General features: G+C 67.8%; 15 protein-coding genes and 4 pseudogenes. 5 read left to right on the plus strand and 14 right to left on the minus strand.

Features of this window, described 5'->3' with window-relative positions:
- Positions 1 to 575: 575 nt before the first annotated feature.
- Positions 576 to 719, minus strand: a complete 144-nt coding sequence (locus tag AB5J55_RS42500) for a hypothetical protein (protein WP_369275742.1) — start codon at positions 717 to 719, stop codon at positions 576 to 578.
- A 250-nt stretch (positions 720 to 969) separates the two neighbouring features.
- Between AB5J55_RS42500 and AB5J55_RS42505 the strand changes: the two genes are divergently transcribed.
- Positions 970 to 1,197 carry a hypothetical protein gene (locus tag AB5J55_RS42505; protein ID WP_369275743.1) on the plus strand — a complete coding sequence of 76 codons (228 nt, stop codon included), beginning with the start codon at positions 970 to 972 and terminating at the stop codon, positions 1,195 to 1,197.
- Positions 1,198 to 1,242: 45 nt separating this feature from the next.
- Here the strand turns inward: AB5J55_RS42505 and AB5J55_RS42510 are convergent.
- Together AB5J55_RS42510 and AB5J55_RS42515 are read right to left on the minus strand one after the other, a co-directional pair.
- A pseudogene (locus tag AB5J55_RS42510) lies at positions 1,243 to 1,617 on the minus strand (transposase); the annotation flags it as partial.
- 79 nt (positions 1,618 to 1,696) lie between these two features.
- Positions 1,697 to 2,023 (minus strand): annotated as a pseudogene (locus AB5J55_RS42515) (transposase); the annotation flags it as partial.
- Between the two features lie 353 nt (positions 2,024 to 2,376).
- Between AB5J55_RS42515 and AB5J55_RS42520 the strand changes: the two are divergent.
- Positions 2,377 to 2,884, plus strand: a pseudogene (locus tag AB5J55_RS42520) (IS701 family transposase); the annotation flags it as partial.
- Positions 2,885 to 2,886: 2 nt separating this feature from the next.
- Here the strand turns inward: AB5J55_RS42520 and AB5J55_RS42525 are convergent.
- A pseudogene (locus AB5J55_RS42525) lies at positions 2,887 to 4,023 on the minus strand (IS701 family transposase); the annotation flags it as partial.
- A 226-nt stretch (positions 4,024 to 4,249) separates the two neighbouring features.
- Between AB5J55_RS42525 and AB5J55_RS42530 the strand changes: the two are divergent.
- Positions 4,250 to 4,732, plus strand: coding sequence for a helix-turn-helix domain-containing protein (locus tag AB5J55_RS42530; protein WP_369275744.1), 483 nt, complete (start codon positions 4,250 to 4,252; stop codon positions 4,730 to 4,732).
- Positions 4,733 to 4,755: 23 nt separating this feature from the next.
- The gene (locus AB5J55_RS42535) at positions 4,756 to 5,283 is read left to right on the plus strand and encodes a transposase (protein ID WP_369275745.1); all 528 of its coding nucleotides are present in this window, start codon (positions 4,756 to 4,758) and stop codon (positions 5,281 to 5,283) included.
- Between the two features lie 19 nt (positions 5,284 to 5,302).
- Here the strand turns inward: AB5J55_RS42535 and AB5J55_RS42540 are convergent, their stop codons facing one another.
- Both AB5J55_RS42540 and AB5J55_RS42545 read right to left on the minus strand, forming a co-directional pair.
- Positions 5,303 to 6,679, minus strand: a complete 1,377-nt coding sequence (locus AB5J55_RS42540) for an aspartate aminotransferase family protein (protein ID WP_369275746.1) — start codon at positions 6,677 to 6,679, stop codon at positions 5,303 to 5,305.
- 498 nt (positions 6,680 to 7,177) lie between these two features.
- Positions 7,178 to 7,459: a hypothetical protein gene (locus AB5J55_RS42545; protein WP_369275747.1), complete on the minus strand. Its 282-nt coding sequence runs from the start codon at positions 7,457 to 7,459 to the stop codon at positions 7,178 to 7,180.
- A 114-nt stretch (positions 7,460 to 7,573) separates the two neighbouring features.
- On the opposite strand from AB5J55_RS42545, the gene AB5J55_RS42550 reads away from it, so the two are divergent.
- Positions 7,574 to 8,191: a hypothetical protein gene (locus AB5J55_RS42550; RefSeq protein ID WP_369275748.1), complete on the plus strand. Its 618-nt coding sequence runs from the start codon at positions 7,574 to 7,576 to the stop codon at positions 8,189 to 8,191.
- A 409-nt stretch (positions 8,192 to 8,600) separates the two neighbouring features.
- On the opposite strand, the gene AB5J55_RS42555 is transcribed toward AB5J55_RS42550, so the two are convergent.
- The 8 genes from AB5J55_RS42555 to AB5J55_RS42590 all read right to left on the minus strand — a co-directional run bounded on the left by AB5J55_RS42555 (position 8,601) and on the right by AB5J55_RS42590 (position 16,655).
- Positions 8,601 to 9,566: a hypothetical protein gene (locus AB5J55_RS42555; RefSeq protein ID WP_369275749.1), complete on the minus strand. Its 966-nt coding sequence runs from the start codon at positions 9,564 to 9,566 to the stop codon at positions 8,601 to 8,603.
- Positions 9,567 to 9,730: 164 nt separating this feature from the next.
- Positions 9,731 to 9,976, minus strand: a complete 246-nt coding sequence (locus tag AB5J55_RS42560) for a hypothetical protein (protein WP_369275750.1) — start codon at positions 9,974 to 9,976, stop codon at positions 9,731 to 9,733.
- Positions 9,970 to 10,713, minus strand: coding sequence for a hypothetical protein (locus tag AB5J55_RS42565; protein ID WP_369275751.1), 744 nt, complete (start codon positions 10,711 to 10,713; stop codon positions 9,970 to 9,972). The genes AB5J55_RS42560 and AB5J55_RS42565 overlap by 7 nt, the downstream gene beginning before the upstream one ends.
- A gap of 159 nt (positions 10,714 to 10,872) precedes the next feature.
- On the minus strand, positions 10,873 to 11,664 hold the full coding sequence (locus AB5J55_RS42570; RefSeq protein WP_369275752.1) for an ATP-dependent DNA ligase: 792 nt from the start codon (positions 11,662 to 11,664) through the stop codon (positions 10,873 to 10,875).
- 102 nt (positions 11,665 to 11,766) lie between these two features.
- Positions 11,767 to 12,048: a hypothetical protein gene (locus tag AB5J55_RS42575; RefSeq protein ID WP_369275753.1), complete on the minus strand. Its 282-nt coding sequence runs from the start codon at positions 12,046 to 12,048 to the stop codon at positions 11,767 to 11,769.
- A 623-nt stretch (positions 12,049 to 12,671) separates the two neighbouring features.
- The gene (locus AB5J55_RS42580) at positions 12,672 to 13,361 is read right to left on the minus strand and encodes an alpha/beta fold hydrolase (RefSeq protein WP_369276465.1); all 690 of its coding nucleotides are present in this window, start codon (positions 13,359 to 13,361) and stop codon (positions 12,672 to 12,674) included.
- Between the two features lie 1,096 nt (positions 13,362 to 14,457).
- Positions 14,458 to 15,287, minus strand: a protein-coding gene (locus AB5J55_RS42585) for an IS5 family transposase (protein WP_369275754.1) whose coding sequence is annotated in 2 segments (ribosomal slippage) — positions 14,458 to 14,939 and positions 14,939 to 15,287 — 831 coding nt in all. Because the reading frame shifts where the segments join, the coding sequence is not laid out codon by codon here.
- A gap of 336 nt (positions 15,288 to 15,623) precedes the next feature.
- Positions 15,624 to 16,655, minus strand: a complete 1,032-nt coding sequence (locus tag AB5J55_RS42590; RefSeq protein ID WP_369275755.1) for an ATP-dependent DNA ligase — start codon at positions 16,653 to 16,655, stop codon at positions 15,624 to 15,626.
- Between the last annotated feature and the right edge of the window lie 19 nt (positions 16,656 to 16,674).

Genomic DNA, 16,674 nt, shown 5'->3' on the forward strand with positions numbered 1-16,674 from the left:
GAGTCCCGGTGTCAGGAAAAGGAACTGGGCGACAGCACAGCATCTACGAAGTCGGTCGGCGGCAAGTAGCCATGGGCTTCGACATAGTGGGCAACCAGCTCAGGAGCAGCGTAGGCGACGCCGTTCCCCATGACGCGTACCTCTGAACTGCCCCGCGGGCAGTCGCCACGCGGTCCGAACAGTCTCGCGACGCACCAAGGGCAGAAGTGATAGCCGCGAGTCTGCTGGGCCCGATGTGACTGAGTCATACTCTGCAGTGCGCCTACCAACCCCGCAGGCGGCTCCCCTTTTGAGTAGTTCTCGCTTCGGCTGAGCCAACCCACGTTCAGCAGCGGGACACCTCGCCAGCGGCCTGATGCTTCTGGGTCCCAATTGTCCCTGTCATACGTGTACGGAGTCAGGTCTGCGTAGTTGGTCATGCTGATTGTCTATCAACCAGAGTCGCTCGGACCCCACGCGCCGCAACCGATCAGACCACAACGCTCGAAAGCATCACGGAACTGCGGACAGAGCCGATTTCAAAAGATCCCCATCAAGGGAGCTTGCTGGGCGCCGGACCGTGGAATCGGCCGGTCTCAGTCCGGCGTGGAGTCTCCGAGGAGCGCATCGCGGATCGAGGAAGCCACGACACGGAACATTCCGGAGAACGCTCCACCGATCGCTGCCAGGCCGGCCTTCTCAGCGATGTCCGTCCGAACCGGGGCCTTGTCCTCGGCCATCTGCGCGAGTGGCGCCGGGCGCCTCCTGACCGTCGGGCTGGATGGATCCGGGTCTGGGGTGCCCTGCTTGTAACTCACTGGTTCATCCGAGAGCTCTATCGGGACAGTGCGCTCTACCAGATGGGGGGCGCCGACCAGACGATGGAGCGCCCAGGGGTTAGATGCCTCACGGACCCAAGCCGTCAAGGAGACGGCTGAGGTGTCTGTGTAGCTTTGCTGGCTGTTCGAGTACAGGGGCAAGGGAGCTTCGGTGGACGTGGTGCGGGTGATGGAGTCGTTGGCCGAGCAGGGGGTCACGGTCATGTTCAAGGCTGATGCCGAACGCATGCGGGAGGGCACGAAGCCATGGACGTTCGTCGCGAGCGGAGCCCCTTTCCACGAGGACCTGGTCGTGCGCACGGACGCTGTCTCCGTCCAGGCATGCCTGGCCGTCTGCTTGCCACGGCTGCGCGAGTTCGGCCTGGTTATACCGGAATGAGGGCTTACTGGCCCTAACAAAGCCTCTGGACGTGTCGGTGGGTGATCAGGCAGACAGCAGGTCCGAGGAAGGCCTCGTGGATGTCGTCGCGTCGTTCCCAGCGGATCCGTAAGCGGCGGAAGGCAGCCAGGAGATCGTCCGCTCAACGACCCAGCGGAAGGTGCCCAGTCCTGTCCCGTGCGGCTGGCCGCGCTCGGCGATCGCGGGCCTGATGCCGCGCTGGCGCAAGAGCCGTCGGTACTTGTCGTGGTCGTAGCCGCGGTCGGCGAAGAGCATGTCGGGCCGTCTGCGCGGTCGGCCGACGGCTCCGGCCACTGCCGGGATCTTGTCCAACAGGGGCAGCGGTTGGGTGACATCGTTGCGGTTTCCGCCGGTCAGAGATACCGCGAGCGGGATCCCCTGGCCGTCGGTGATGTGTGGTGTTTGCTGCCCGGGCGTGCGCGGTCGACCGGGCTGGGCCCGCTTTTGGGCCCCTGCGTGCGGCCCGGACGTGGGAGGAGTCGATCACCGCCCGCGACCAGTCCAGCTGGTTCTTCGAGCGCAGCTTGTTCAGCAGCAGCTGGTGCAGTTGATCCCAGACGCCGGCCTCGTTCCAGGCAGCCAGGCGGCGCCAGCACGTCATGCCCGAGCCGAAGCCCAGTTCCTGCGGGAGGTACTCCCACTGGATACCGGTGTGCAGGACGAACAAGATCCCGCACAACGCCTGACGGTCGGGCACTCGCGGCCGTCCCTCGACCTGCTTCGGTAGCGGCTCGGGCAGCAACGGCTCGACGAGCGACCACAGTTCATCCGACACGATCCACGGCCGCGACTGACGCTTCCCCATGCCCACATCAACGAGCGATCAAGCGGACAGTCACATGATCAACCCGCTTTTGTTAGAGCCAGTTAGTCAGGTTGGTATCGGCTCTGGTATGCCGCGGTGACAGGTGGGGCAGGCGCCGGTCCAGACAGCGAGGAGGAACTGCATCTCGCGGACGACCTGGTAGAGGGTCAGGCCGGCGCCGTTGATTTTGGGGGTCCGGACCAGTCGCTGGAGTGTGCGGAAGGCATGGGCGGCGGAGACGAGGGTGACGTGGTGGTGGCAGCCGTTCCAGGTGCGGCCTTCGAAGTGGGCAAGTCCCAGTACTGCAACGGTCTATGTCGTGACTGTTGGCCAGGCCGTTCGTTGATGTGGTCATGGGTGGGGACCTTGCTGATGTCAGTTTGTGGGCGGGTGAGTTGGACCGGTTGCACGAGCGGTTCGTGCATCGGTTCAACAGGACTGAGCCGCGGGAAACGGCGCTTGCCTATATGCAGGGGCTGATCGCTCCGCTGGAGCGGAAGAACGGCTGGACACTGGCCGAACAGGCGGGTCACGGAGCTCCGGACCGTATCCACCGGCTGTTGAACAGGATCGAGTGGGACGCCGATGAGGTCCTCGACGATGTGCGGGACTACGTCGTCGAGCGCCTCGGCGACCCAGACGCCGTCCTTGTCGTCGATGACACCGGATTCCTGAAGAAGGGTGTCCGTTCGGCCGGCGTGCAACGGCAGTACTCCGGCACCGCGGGCCGCACCGAGAACTCCCAGATCGGTGTCTTCCTCGCCTACGCCACCGGCCGCGGACGCACGCTGATCGACCGACGTCTGTATCTGCCCACCCTCGTGGACGGACGACCGGGAACGCTGTCGGCGGGCAGGCATCCCCGTTTCTGCTTTCTCCGCATCCAGCTCTCTAGCCCGCACCACGGTCAGGCAGGCGTGGGCGGCCATGGCCAATGTCATGTGGCGGTGCCAGCCGGGATAGCGGCGGACCTGGTAGTCGTCCAGGCCGCATTCCTGCTTGGCGGTCTGGAAGCATTCCTCGACTGCCCATCGGCTGCCCGCGATGCGGATCAGCTCGTCCATCGTCGTGCCGGCGGGACAGTAGGCGATGTAATAGGAGATCTCCTCGGACCTGCGCACGCTGCGGCGGGCGAGAACCCAGTGCCGGCGGTCCTCGCGGTGCCAGGGCCTGACTTCGACGCGTGCCCAGTCGAAGATCCGCCGGCCATGGGCTCCCGCGCCGCAGGAACGGCGCTTCCATTTCTGCCGTGGCAGGCCGGGAAACAGGTCGTGGACGGGGTGGTCGATGGACCAGCGGGTGACGACGGTGTCGTGCCGGGTGGTGGCCATGACGTGGAAGACGTCCGCCTGCTCAAGCTCGAACCGCCAGCCCTTGCTGTAGCCGTAAGCGGCGTCCGCCGTCACCCAGCTGAACGGGACCTTGCCGGCGATGGCCCGGCGGACCATCGCCCTGGCCATGGCCACCTTCGTCTCGAAGGCGACACTGTCGTCGATACCCGCCCGCCGGCAGCGGTCCCGATCGTCCATCCATGACGTGGGCAGATACAGACGGCGGTCGATCAGAGTGCGTCCACGTCCGGTGGCGTGAGCGAGGAACACACCGATCTGGCTGTTCTCGGTGCGGCCGGCGGTTCCGGAGTACTGCCTTTGCACGCCGGCCGAACGGATGCCCTTCTTCAGAAACCCGGTGTCATCGACAATCAGGACGGCGTCCCGTTCTCCGAGGTGATCCACCACGTAGTCGCGTACGTCGTCCAGGACCTCGTCGGCATCCCACTCGATCCGGTTCAGCAGCCGGTGGATGCGATCCGGCCCGGCATGGCCGGCCTCCTCCGCCAGCGTCCAGCCGTTCTTCCGCTCCAGCGGCGCAACCAGTCCCCGCATGTAAGCCAGCGCTGACTGACGCGGCTCCTCCCGGTTGAACCGGTGCACGAACCGCGCATGCAGCACGTCCAGTTCACCCGCCCACAACCTGACATCGGCAAGGTCCCCACCCATAACCGCACCAACGACTGAACTGGCCAGCAGTCACGGCAAACACCGTTGCAGTACTAGTGCTGGATTCCTCTTTCGCTGGGTATATGTCCTGGTGGCGGGATAGTTGATGGTGCTCGGGGGCGGGTGCTGGACGATGGTTTTACGGGCACGGCCGGGGCGTGACGAGGACGAGTGGACCGTCGTTCGCCGCTTGTCGCGGGCACGGAAGGCTCCGCGGGATGCAGTGATGCGGGCCCGGATGATCGAGCTGAGCTGGTCGGGGCTCCGGGTGCCGGCGATCGCCGTGGAGCTGGACTGCAGCCAGAAGACGGTCCGGTGCTGGCTGCACCGCTTCAACCGCTCAGGCCTGCAAGGGCTGGATGACCTGGGCGGGCAGGGCCGCAAGCGGCGGATCACCGAGGAGGAACGCTCGAGAATCATCTTGCTGGTCAAGAGCGTGCCGCCGGGGCGGCTGAGGTGGGAGCCCGTCGGCGAGCTGTGGGCTTTCGACGAGTCCGGACCAGCCGAGTGGACCCTGGATTCTCTGGCCGCGGCCGCGCGGACCGAAGGGATCGAAGTGAGCCGCTCGCAGGTCCGCCGCATCCTGCTGGCCGAAGGCGTGCGCTGGCGCCGTACCCGGTCCTGGACGCGATCGAAGGACTTGGACTTCGTCCCAAAAGGACGAGGATCATCGGCCTCTACACCCGTCCGCCCGACGACGTTACGGTGATCTGCGCCGACGAGCTGGGGCCAGTGATCCCGCGGACCTTCCCGCCCGCACCTGCCTGGTCACCCGACGGGCACCGGATCAAAGCGGAACTCGACTACAGCCGCGGACCCGAGAAGACCTGGGTCAACGGCGGCCTGCGACCAGCCGACGGCCAGGCAGTCACGATGACCGCGTCCTCCCGCAACAGCGAGTTCTACCAGCAGTTCCTGCAACTGATCGAGGACGCCAACCCGCACGGGCAGATCTGGATCGTCACCGACAACCTGTCCAGTCACAACAGCGTGTCCACCCGGACCTGGCTCGAAAACCATCCCCGCATCCACCACGCCTTCATCCCCGTCGGCGCATGTTGGCTCAACCTGCAGGTAGGCTGGTGGCGCATCGTCCGCAAGGCCGCCCTCGCCCGCCGGTCATTCGCCAACCGCGACGACATCGCATACGCCACCACCCTGGCGACCGACCAGCTCAACGCCCATGCCAACCCCTGGATCTGGGGCAGACCGACACCACCAACTCGCATACTGCGGCGCCGATATGTCTACACCGTTTGAGGAATCCAGCACTAGGTCCCTACGACGCCCGTGCCAGCCGCACGATCGCCGCAATCGACTGGTCGACGTCGGCCTCTGTCGTGGCGTGGCCGGAGACCGAGATGCGCATCAGCCGCCGGCCGCGCCAGGTGGTGGCGCCCACCCAGCAGGTGCCGTCCTTCTGTACTGCCTGCACGACGTGGTCGGTGCGGGCGTCGTCGCCGAAGCTGACGAGGACTTGGTTGAGCGTCACGTCGTTGACCACCTCGAATTCCGCCGCGGACAGGCCTTCGGCGAAGCGGCGGGCGAGGGAGCAGCACCGGTCCACAAGTTCAGCGACGCCGTCACGGCCGAGTTCGCGCAGCGCCGACCAGGTGGCGAAGCCTCGTGCGTGGCGGGAGGACTCGGTGGTGTAGTCGGCGCCACCGGCCGGAGTGCTGTCAGCGCGGGTGAGGTAGGAGGCGGTGTATGCCAGGGCGTCGGCGTGGACGGCGGGGCGGGAACAGAAGGCGTAGCCGCAGTCGTAGGGCACATTCAGCCACTTGTGGCCGTCGCAGGCCCAGGAGTCGGCCAGCTCGACGCCGTCGACGAGGTGGCGGGTCGCTGGGCTCGCGGCCGCCCACAGGCCGAAGGCGCCGTCGACGTGCACCCAGCCGCCGTGGGCGTGGGTGAGATCGCAGGCGGTACGGAGGTCGTCGCAGGCGCCGGTGTTCACGTTGCCGGCCTGGGTACAGACGATCGCCGGCGTGCCCGGGTCGGACGCCAGCACGCGGCGCAGGTCGTCGGTGTCGAGGGCGCCGCGTCCATCGGTGAGGACCGTCTCCAGGCAGTCGGTACCCAGGCCGAGCAGCCGCAGCGAGCGGTCGATGGTGGCGTGGCGCTCCTCGCCTGCGACCACCCGCAGGCGCGGGGCGCCGCCCAGACCCTTACGCCCAACGTCCCAGCCGGCTTCGGTGAGCAGATGCTGCCGGGCTGCCGCGAGCCCTGCAGTGTTGGCCGCTTGGCCGCCGGTGACGAACCCGGTGGACGCCGTGGCGGGGATGCCGAGCAGGTCCTTCAGCCAGCCGCCCGCCGCCTCCTCCGCGGCGAGCGCGGCGGGCGAGAGCGCGGCGTTGAAGGCGTTCTGGTCCCACCCGGCGGCAAGGATCTCCGCGGCGGTGGCCGCGGGCAGCGCCCCGCCGACGACGAACCCGAAGAACCGCGGCCCCGCGGTGGCGACGAGTCCGGTCTCGGCGACGGCCACCAACTCGTCGACGACGGTGAGCGGATCGGCGGGCGAGCGGTCCAGCGGGCGGGAGAACGCCGCGCGCAGGGCTTCGTAGTCGACGGGCCGCGCCACCGGCCGCTCGGGCAGCGAGCGGCGGTAGGCGGCGGCGTGCTCGGCGGCGTGTTTCAGGATCTTGGTCAGCTCGTCCATGGCCGGACCGTAACCGCTCGTCCGAGCGGCCGGGAACGGCCAATGGGGGGAGTTGGTCCGTCCTCCGATCCCTCAGCCCTGGCGGCGGGAAGCTCGACGGAAGCTTCATCCCGCAGCACTTCGATGCTGCCACCGCAAGCCCTCAAGTGTTGCCGGAACTCAGGTTCTGGCTCAACTTCTGTGGTGCGGCCCCGTTCCGGATGCATCGGACCGGTGGGCCCAGGAATCCCGCAGGTCAGGGGCTTGCCTCGACGAGGGCACTCAGTCGTAGGGCACAACACCGAACGATGACAGGCAGGACACCGCCACAGGATATGAGGGGTTCCCTACGAGGTGCGGCGTAGGGCGGAGCAGCGGCTGTACGCACGGTGGCGAAGGCCGCGCGCTGGGCGGACGCCGCCCTGCAGGGGGATCTGGGGTCCGGAGGGGAACTGCGGGAGCGCGGCGAGGGCCCCGCAAGGGTGTACCGGGATTAGGTCAGAGCTCCGCGCTATTCGCTCAGCCGAGCAGCCTGCTCAGTAGGCTTTCGCCTGCGTCTTGGTCAGGACTCTTTGCGGCCGGAGTCTCACGTTGGTCGGAAATGCCCCCGATTCGATTCACGCCGTGCTCAGGCAACGAGCTCGGCATTTCATGTCCGACATGCTCTGGCTGGTCATTCCCGGAAGCGGATTGAACGATGATGCCGCTGTTCTCGTCGTCTGCGGCGGTGGCTGGGCCAATGCTGCCGAGGACTGCTGCGGCAGCCATGGCGGTTACGGTCAGGAGCTTGCGGATGCGCATGTGGGGCGTTCTCCGTTCGAGTGCGGATTGGACAGGCCCATATCACCATCAATTGTGAAATTAAAGCCCAATGCGCCCATCTGTGGGCGAGGCATCGGATAAAGCAAGTGGACCGTGGCGGGGGAGTGCCGGCCGCTGTGCTCGTGCGTCGATGCGCCATCCGACGAACACAGCCTCCAAACTGTCGTCCACAACAACCCGCGCCTGGCCGACCTCGCCGCCGAACAGCTCCACGCGGCCGCCGAATCCGACGGCCGTGTCCTGCGCCTCGCCGAGGACCTGGCCCTATTCAGCGCCAACCCCGACCACCTCGCAGGGGCCTGCGCTCGGCTCGCTCTGCTGGATCCGCCGGCCGTCGTCTCCCCCGCATCGAGCCGGACCCTGATCCGCGCTGTTCGGTACGGGCACCTCTGGCTGGAGGAGCAGGCCGGAATTCGCCAAAGGCTCTTCGCCCGCCTGGACAAGGCGGTGTCCGATCAGCGGCCCGGGCAGGGGCGCAGGATGCTGATGCGCGTCAACGTGACCGCCTCGGATGACCGCACGGACGCCGAGGTCGCGATCGTGGAGAGGGCGACCGACTACTTCGCCGGCCTCGACAACCTCACGCAGGAAGCAGTCGCGGCAGAGGCGCTACCGAGCGGGAGGCAACGGACGCCGCCAGCCGCCTTCGCACGATCCTCAAAGGCCTGCGCCGCCACGACGCCTACGCGCACGACCTGCGCTCTCAAGTAGAGGATCTGATCCGGGCAGCGGCCTTGGCAGGAGACCGTGTGACTGCCGGACAAGCCCGAGATGTGGCCACCTGGAAGCAGCGCGCCACCGCCGGGGCGCAGTTGCCGTTGACTCCGCTGCACAAGCAGGTAGCACGCCGGTACTGGATCCAACAGAGCTGTCCGCGCTGTCACGCGAGACAGGGCAAGCCCTGCGTTCTCGCGGGTACAACCGATCCTGGACGAACGGAAAGCCCGGCAGAAGACGAATCCGAAGGTCGTTCCGCGCCCGTGGCGCGTGTACGAGGTGACATGCCCGGACTGCGACCAGGGCCCGGATTCGCGTTGCGAGAGCCCCGGAGGCCCACATCGTGCACGGGTGGAGAAGGCGAAGGAGTACACCCGCCTGCGGAAGGCGCGACCGCAGTGATTCATCCTTGAATGGGGGCGCTCTGCGGGATGTTCTCGCGGGCGTCGATGCCAAGACTCCGGCCGACGAGCCTCTCCTGACAGTGCTGTTGGCTGCCACGGAAACGAGAGCGCCGTCCTTGTACGAGCGGGCGGCGAATCGGCTCGGCCGGGACGTGCCTGGGGATGCGCAGGCCGGCTCCGGGCGACCCGGTCAGGATGATCACGTGGCCGGGGTGAACGGACGTCCGAGAAAGGGGTGCCGGATTCATGCCACCACTGCCACGTTCGACCAGCACGCCGCTTTCGACTCGACTCAAGTACGTCCCGACCACTGGTGCCCTGCTGTCGCATGCCGCACGGTTGATCGGCCCTGGACGTGCCCGACACGGGGTTGCCCTCGTCCGTGTACGGCAGGACGTCCAGCGGGGAAGGGCCGGTGGAGGGGTAGACAATACAGTCCGTGCCAATCGCGACGTGGTATCGGCCAGTCGCGGCAGCGGTCTTGAGGATCTTGCGGTGCATCCCGATCCGGCCGGTGGCCAGCACGGCGGCCCGGATGTCGGGTGCCATGTCTCGTGCTTCAGCGCCGGCCACTCCTCGTTGTACGTCACCTGGCCCGGCTGCGCTGCCTCAACTTGCCGATGCCGCCCTTCGCCGTCGACTTGATGGCGTTCAGTAGCAGCGCCATCGTTTGGGTCGACCTGCTTGTGCACGGCCATCGCGTCCAGGAATTCCTGGTTGCCCATCTTGGTGGTGACACCGAGGTCGGCCATGGTCTCCACGTACGCGTCGCGCAGCCGGTTGTGCCAGGGATCCAGGTAGCGGCATGCCTCCAGGCGCACATGCGCCTCGATCGGCGCGACCTCGAACCCGAGCTCCTGCGCGTACGCGACAGTGGGGGTGACGGACGTCAGATTGATCGCGCCCGCGAGCCAGTCAAAGAAGAAGAAGCGGCGCCGATGCCCGCACGTCCTGGTTGTATGCAACGGCCGTTGTTGCCAGAGATCCAGGTCCGGCGGAGCATGAGCACGGAGCGATGTCTAAGGGGTGTCGAGCCCACAGCCGCCGGAAGTCGGCACCAGACCGGCAGACGCCCGTCCTGGTTCGGGTGGCGGCGCCGGTCGGCGATTTCGACGGTACGTCCGAGCTGCTACATCGCGGTGGTCTTCCCGGTGGTGGCCGGCCCGGAGATGATCAGGCCGCGTCTGGCTCCGCCCTGCTGGCCTCCCAGCACCACGAACCGTGCGTGGTAGTCCTCCCGTTGCTCCAGCGTCCATTCCTGGTCGTCGGCGTCCCGTGCCGGTGTGTGGGGCGTGTCGACGAACTGCTGCCATCCGTCCCACGTGGTCAGCGGACTGAAAGTGCTCGTGGTGGCGGGCTGGGCCGCTGTCACCATGCCTGGGCCTCCTGGTACGGGTCGTGGATGCGCATGCCGCCCGCCCCGGCGGCGTCCAGCGTCTGCTCAGCGGCCTGGTCCTGGGTCGTTTCGGCCGTCGGCTCGGATGCTTCATCCGCGTGGCCTGCCGCGGCGTCCTGGTCGTCGGCGAGGGCGGCGAGAAGGTCGTCCTCGTCGTCCGGGTCGTCCTCGATGTCGTCGGCGTCCCAGCCGTCGGCATCCTGAAGCGGGACGGTGAAGGAGCCGGGCAGCCCGAACGAGGCCCCCGGTGCGAGAGGCGCAGGCCACTGCTGCGGGGTGGTGGCGGGGGAGGGATCGGTCATCTGCGCGGCCGCCTGGGCCCGGGCGGCTACCGTCCGCTCTCGCCTGCTGCCCAGCCCCTGGCTGGCACGGCGCAGCAGCGCATCGAGTGCCTGGGCGATCGCGGCCTCGTGCTCTTCACGGCCATGCCGGCGTTCCACGGTGCGGCGGACGTGGTCGAAGGTGAACGCGGTGAACGGGCGCCGGACCGCCCCCGCGTGGACCCACGGCACCTCGAGCCATCCCTCGGGCAGGCGCACCCACACCCGGTTCGGATCGTAGGGGTTGTGGTGGACCTCCCACCGTCCGTTCTTGTCCGCCCGCGGTGAGCGGCGGCGCCGGTAGGGGTTCAGGCCGGGGTGGTCGTAGGTGCGGTAGCCGAAGTTGATGCTGTGGTTCTCGGTAGCGCTGGCCAGGTTGATCGGTACCGTGACCAAACCGAACGAGACAGCTCCGGACACATATCGATCGGGGCATGGCTGACCTCCGCGACGGCGCCGAGCAGCACCAGCCTATGAGCGTGGCGCTGGAGGGCAAGGCGCAGCTGCGCCGCCCGCGCGATGCAGACGATGGAGAAGTCTCCAGCCCCCGGGGGTTCAGATGCCGAAGGGGGCTACCTCGTCGGGGGAGAGGTCTGGGCGGGTGCGGTGCCAGCGTGTGGGGTGGCGCCAGCGGCGGGCGCTGTCCCGGGCGACGTCGACGTCGACTTCCACGACCAGGTCGGGCTGTACGAGGGTGACGGTCAAGGTTTCCTTCGTTCCCCACGCGGCGGAGAACGTCCAGCCCGTCCACGGGTGCCCGCTGGCGGTGGGGGACAGCAGAGGGGCGACGGCGGCGCTGGCGGCCGCCGAGAGGGTCGTGCTGCGGCCGACGTATCGCAGGCGCCCGTCGGTATCGAGTCGCCCTAGGAGGAGACTGCGGGGCGTGGCGAGGGAGCCGGTGACGGCGCCGACGATCGCGTCCTGGCTCTCGCGCACCTTGTACTTCCGCCACCCGCGCACCGACGGTAGATAAAGACTGTCGAGTCCTTTGAAGAGCAGTCCCTCCAGGCCGACCGCCGTCCAGGTCAGCCACTCGGTGACCACGTCTGGGTCAGTGGTCGACGGGCACAGTGCCCACGGCGCCGTCAGTCGGCGCTCGGTGAACAATGTCTCCAGTGCCGCCCGGCGCCGCCAGTACGGCCACGCTGTTGTGTCCTGGCAGGCAAGCCGCAGCACGTCGAAGGCCACGAAGTGCGCGGGCCACTCCTGTGCGAGCCGGGAAGCTCCGGCAGCACGCCGCTGCAGCCGCTCCTGCAGGCGCTCGAACGCCAGCCGCCCGGCCTCCCACACCACCAACTCGCCGTCCAGCGCCGTAGCGTCCGGCAGCTGCCCGCGAGCGGCGGCCACCTCCGGAAACGCCGGCGCCAGGTCCGTGCCACGGACGTCGAAGTGGTCGGAATTGTCGGGGGCGTCGCTCGTTGACCGCCACGGGACCGTGCTACGCGGTCGTTACGGAATCAGCGCGTTGTAGACCTCGACCACCCTCGACTCGAACGGTGGTGCCCCGAGATCCTGCGCGGCCGGCTTGACCTGCTCTTCCATGAAGCGCCGGAACGCGTCTTCCGACTCCCAAACGTCAATGACCTGCCAGCCGCCCGCCTCGCCAGGCGCCCCGAAGTGGGCGATGAGCCCGGCGGGCGGATTCGTACGGTCCGGGATCGCCCGGTCGAAGGTTGCTTGGTAGAGCTCCTGATTCCAGCCTGCGGCCTTATTGAGTACCAGAATCGCCATCTCGGTGCCTCGTTTCACGTGCGAAGACAGATGTGAACGACGTTAGATCCGAGTGCGGGCGACGGCGAGCGGCGGCGATGACTGCTGCGCCGTCCGAGGGAGTGCCGGTGTCGCCACGTCCTGCCTCTGTTCCCTCGTGTGTTACGGGGGCGGCGGCCCTCCGGCCGATCGGCAGCAGCGCCCGTCAACGATCAAGGTTGTTCGTTGCACAAAGCTTGGTCCGCGCGCCCACGGTGTGGCCCATTCGCCAACGCCGTCCTGCTGCGGCGGGGCGCGTCCTCGCTGCATCCGCTGGGCCCCGCAGATGACGAGCGCCGTGATGGCGTCAGCACCAGCCGCAGGCCAGTTCCCTGTCGTGCCCGCCGGGCCTGGGGCGGGATGCGAGGCACGGCTTATCAGCCAGGCGGCGCGGCTTGCTGCGGTCTGTACGGAGGCGGTGGTGGTGCCGAGGACGTGTGCGTCTGCCGAGTCGTCCAGCCCGGGAATCCTCAGCAGCAGGGCCTGCGCCACGTCAGATGCCGCTTGAGCCGCGACGGAATGCCGGTCCCGTAGTGAGCGGGCCGGGTGGCCGGTACAAGCGCTTACGCGGCGACGGGACCCTGTCGAGGGCTGGCGCCCCTGCCTCAGTCGCTACCGTTGGATAGCAGAAGGCGTGCAACCCGGCCGGGATCGTCGGACATGGGTGAGTGTCCGCAGCCGTGCAGCCGGATATGACGGGCTCCGGGCAAAAGCCGAGCGGCGCGGCGGGCTTGGTGCAGGGGCGTCAGGAGATCTCGGGTGCCCCAGGCGACGGTGACGGGGACGCTAGGGGCGAAGCCGCGGAGCCGGTAGGTGCGAGCTGCCCGGCGTGTGGCTTCGAATCCGGGTGAGCGGGTTAGGTTGCGGAGGGCGCCGTCGGCTGCCTCCGGCGTCATCCGCCAGGAGTATGCGACGAGTTGCCAGAATGCGAGCGCACGGCCCAGAGGGCTACCGGTCACCCGTGCCGTGCGGTGTCCCACACTTTTCGCCATCGTGCGTGCGATGCGAAGCGAGCCGAGGGCGTGGGCGGCCTCGTGGCCCGTCCACAGGCCGATCGGGGACAGCGCGACAGTGTTGGCGACCGCGCCGGCCCGGGCGAGTTCGAGTGCGACGGCGCCTCCGAGCGAGTTGCCGACGACGGGCGGGCGCGTGAGGCCGGCCGTGGAGAACCACGTGGCGACCTCGACAGCCAGTGCCTGGACGGTGGGGGTGGTGCCGTCCGGCAGCGGTGGGCTGTCGCCGAATCCAGGCAGGTCGACGGCCACGACCTCGCGTTCATGGGCCAGCAGGTCGATGACGGGTGCCCAACCTTCCCGGGTCCAGCTGACGGAGCACGACCAGGACCGGCCCCGTGCCCCTGCGGACGCTTACGAGCTGAATGTCTGGTATGTCTGGATCGTGAGGGTGTGATCGGTGGTCGCACGAGCCGACCGGGTCGTCCGCCCGCCCGGGAGGCGTCCGGCGACGGGCCAGTGTGAAGGTTTCGCCGGGAATTTCCCTACGCCCCTGAGATCCGCCGCACGAGCTCAGTTCATGAAGCGCCGGAACGTGTCTCCCCACTCCCATACGTCAACGACCTGCCAGCCACCTGTCTTTGCCGGGTGCCCCGAAGCGAGCGATGAGCCCGGCGGCCGGATTGGCCGACGCCCGCCACCGCGCCATCGCCTTTTCGATCCGGCCCACACTGGCTATCACCTGCCCGTGCCCGCACGCGCCTCGTCCAGCTGGTGGTCAGCTCGCTGGTCACCAACGCCCTCAAGTACGCCCCCGGCCCCCCTGATGTAACTGTGCTTCACCGCCCGCGCCGTGGACATCATCGTGTGGGACAGCGACCCCGCCGTCCCCGCGGCCCGGGCCGCCGGTTTCGACAGGATCGGCCAGCTTGTCGCCCTGGTCGGCGGCATGTTGTCTCGCGCCTCTGGATCATCTTTGCCCGAGGCAGTGATGTACGCGGGGCAGCGCCTTCGTGGTGTGGATGACGCTTTGTGTGTCCGTATTTGCCACCTTTCGCTTGCTCGAATGACTCATGCCGACAGGACGGGGGCGCCGACGCAAAGCGCGGCAGGAACTCCGTCTTCACCTGGCACTGGAACGAGGAGGGGCGCTTGCTGGTCAAGGCACTCACGTTGTGCCTTGACCAGCCGCTGCGATACCGGGCCCGGGCGTTCGCGGAATGCCTGTTGATACGGGTACGGGGTGGCGCGATCGGCTGGCTGAGCAAGCAGTCCACGAGTATCTCCATGGGAAGCATCGATTCCACCGGTCGCCCGTAACGCTCCTGATGACAAACGGCCCCTACTCGGAGGGGCCGTTGTTGCGCTCAGACGCTCGACTGGTCGTCTCCCGGTGGCAGGGGCTCGCGCCAGGCCGCCCTAGGTCGTGTCCGCAATGTCAGGGCAGCCAGAGTCGTAGGCAGGCGATGGTGACCAGGGCCTGGTAGTGGCGGGCGAGTTTGTCGTACCGGGTGGCCAGGGCCTTGTTGTGCTTGAGCTTGTTGAAGCAGCGCTCGACGAGGTTGCGGCGCCGGTAGGCGGCCCGGTCGAGCCGGCAGCGGCCCTCGCCGCGCCGGATGCGGCCGTTGATCTGGTCGATCCGCTCGGGGATCGCGGCTTTGATGCCTCGTCTGCGCAGGTAGGAGCGGATCTTCGTGGACGAGTAGCCCTTGTCGGCAGCAACCTGCTCGGGCCGGGTCCTGGGCCGCCCGGGCCCGGACCGGCCGACACGGATGCGGGCCATGACCTGCTCGAACTGGGTGCAGTCGTTGACGTTCCCGGCGGTAATCGTGAAGGCAAGCGGGCGGCCCTGCCCGTCGCAGGCGAGGTGGATCTTCGTGGTCAGCCCGCCGCGGGACCGGCCGATCGCCTCACCCGGCCAGAGCCCCCTTTTCGGGCCCCGGCCGCGTGCTGGTGAGCCCGCACAGTCGTGGAGTCCACACACACCACCGTCCAGTCGACACTGCCCACGGCGTCGCAATGCTGCTGGACATGGGCCAGCAGCCGGTCCCAGGTGCCGTCGGCCGACCAGCGGCGGAAGCGTTCATAGACCGTCTTCCACGGGCCGTAGCGTTCGGGCAGGTCCCGCCAGGCCGCGCCCGTCGACAGCTTCCACAAGATCCCGTTGACCACCTGACGGCGATCCCGCACCGGACGGCCCATCCGCGGCGGAGCCAGCAACGGCTCGATCACCGCCCACGACTCATCAGTCAGCTCATGACGACGCACCACGAACAGACCAACGCACCAACCACTTTGCGGACACGACCTAGCGGCGTTGTGGGCGCGGCGGATGCGGGTCAGTGTTCGACGCGCGGGCCTACGGAGCGTCGCCAGCATCGCAAGGGTGAAGGCTGCACCCAGGGAACCCAGGAATTCCGGCAGAGCAGAGCGTAGAAGCTCGTACACAGGCACAACGGCACGCCAGAGGGGCCGATCGCGTGCCTGCTTCTTTGTGTACTCACTCGGCAGCCGTGCGCGGCACCACGTCCCGGCCCTCGGACGTTCCGCAGTACTTCGCCTCCGAAGAGCCTGTGCTCTCCAGATGCTTGGCCGGTGCCGATGTCAGTGTGTCGAACGAGGGCGGCAGAAGGAGACGTTCCGCGAAGAATGATCGAGTGAATTTCGAGGCTGGAGGGGGCTTGATCGTTGCGGGTCAGTTTTCGAACCGGGTGACCTCGCCGGGAGAGAGGTCTGCCCGCGTGCGGTGCAGTCGTGCGGGGTGGCGCCATCGGCCCACGGCTCGCGAGCGACGTCGATTTGGACTTCGACGACCAGGTCGGGTTGGACAAGGGTGACGTCCAGGGAGCCTTTCGTGCCCCACCCGGCGGAGAAGGACCAGCCCGCCCATGGGTGGTGGTGAGCGGCTTGGGACAGTAGCCCGCTGAGTGCGGTTCCGGCTGATGTGGGGAGGGTGGTGCTGCGGCCGATGTATTGCAGGCGCCCACGGGCATCGAGGCGGCCCAGGAGGAGGGTGCGGGGTGCGATCAGGGAGCCGGTGATCGCGCCGACGATCGCCTCAGTGGTTTCGCGCGGCTTGTACTTCAACCAGCCCCGCATAGAGGGCCGGTAGGGATCACTGAGCCTCTTGTAGATCACGCCTTCCATGCCAACTGAGCCCCAGGTCAGCCACTCGGCGACCTGTTGGGGATCGGTGGTCCACGGGCACAGCGTCCACGGCGCGGTGAGCCAGCGGGCGTGGAAGACCGAAGTGAGGGCGGCGCGTCTGCGATGGTATGGCCAGCTTGTGATGTCCGTGCCGGACAGGCGCAGCAGGTCGAAGACGACGAAGTGGGCGGGCCAGGTGTTGGCGGCACGGGCGGCTCCCGCGCCGCGGCCGTGCATGCGGTCCTGCAGCAACTCGAAGGCCAGCCGTCCTTGCACCCATACGACCAGCTCGCCGTTTATGCGGGCTGCTGCACCTGTCTCATCGACAGCCCCTATCCGTCGGCAGATCACCAGCGTGACTACCTGTTTCTGAACCAGACTGCGCAGGTCAGCGGCTGGAAGCCGACGTATCGGCGAGATGCTCCCGCACTCCGAAGGACCACGGTGACTGAAAACATGAACGGAAGACGTGGGGCGCCTGATGAACATGCGTGTGAGTCCGGCGCGA

Source organism: Streptomyces sp. R11, assembly GCF_041051905.1.
Lineage (GTDB): Bacteria > Actinomycetota > Actinomycetes > Streptomycetales > Streptomycetaceae > Streptomyces.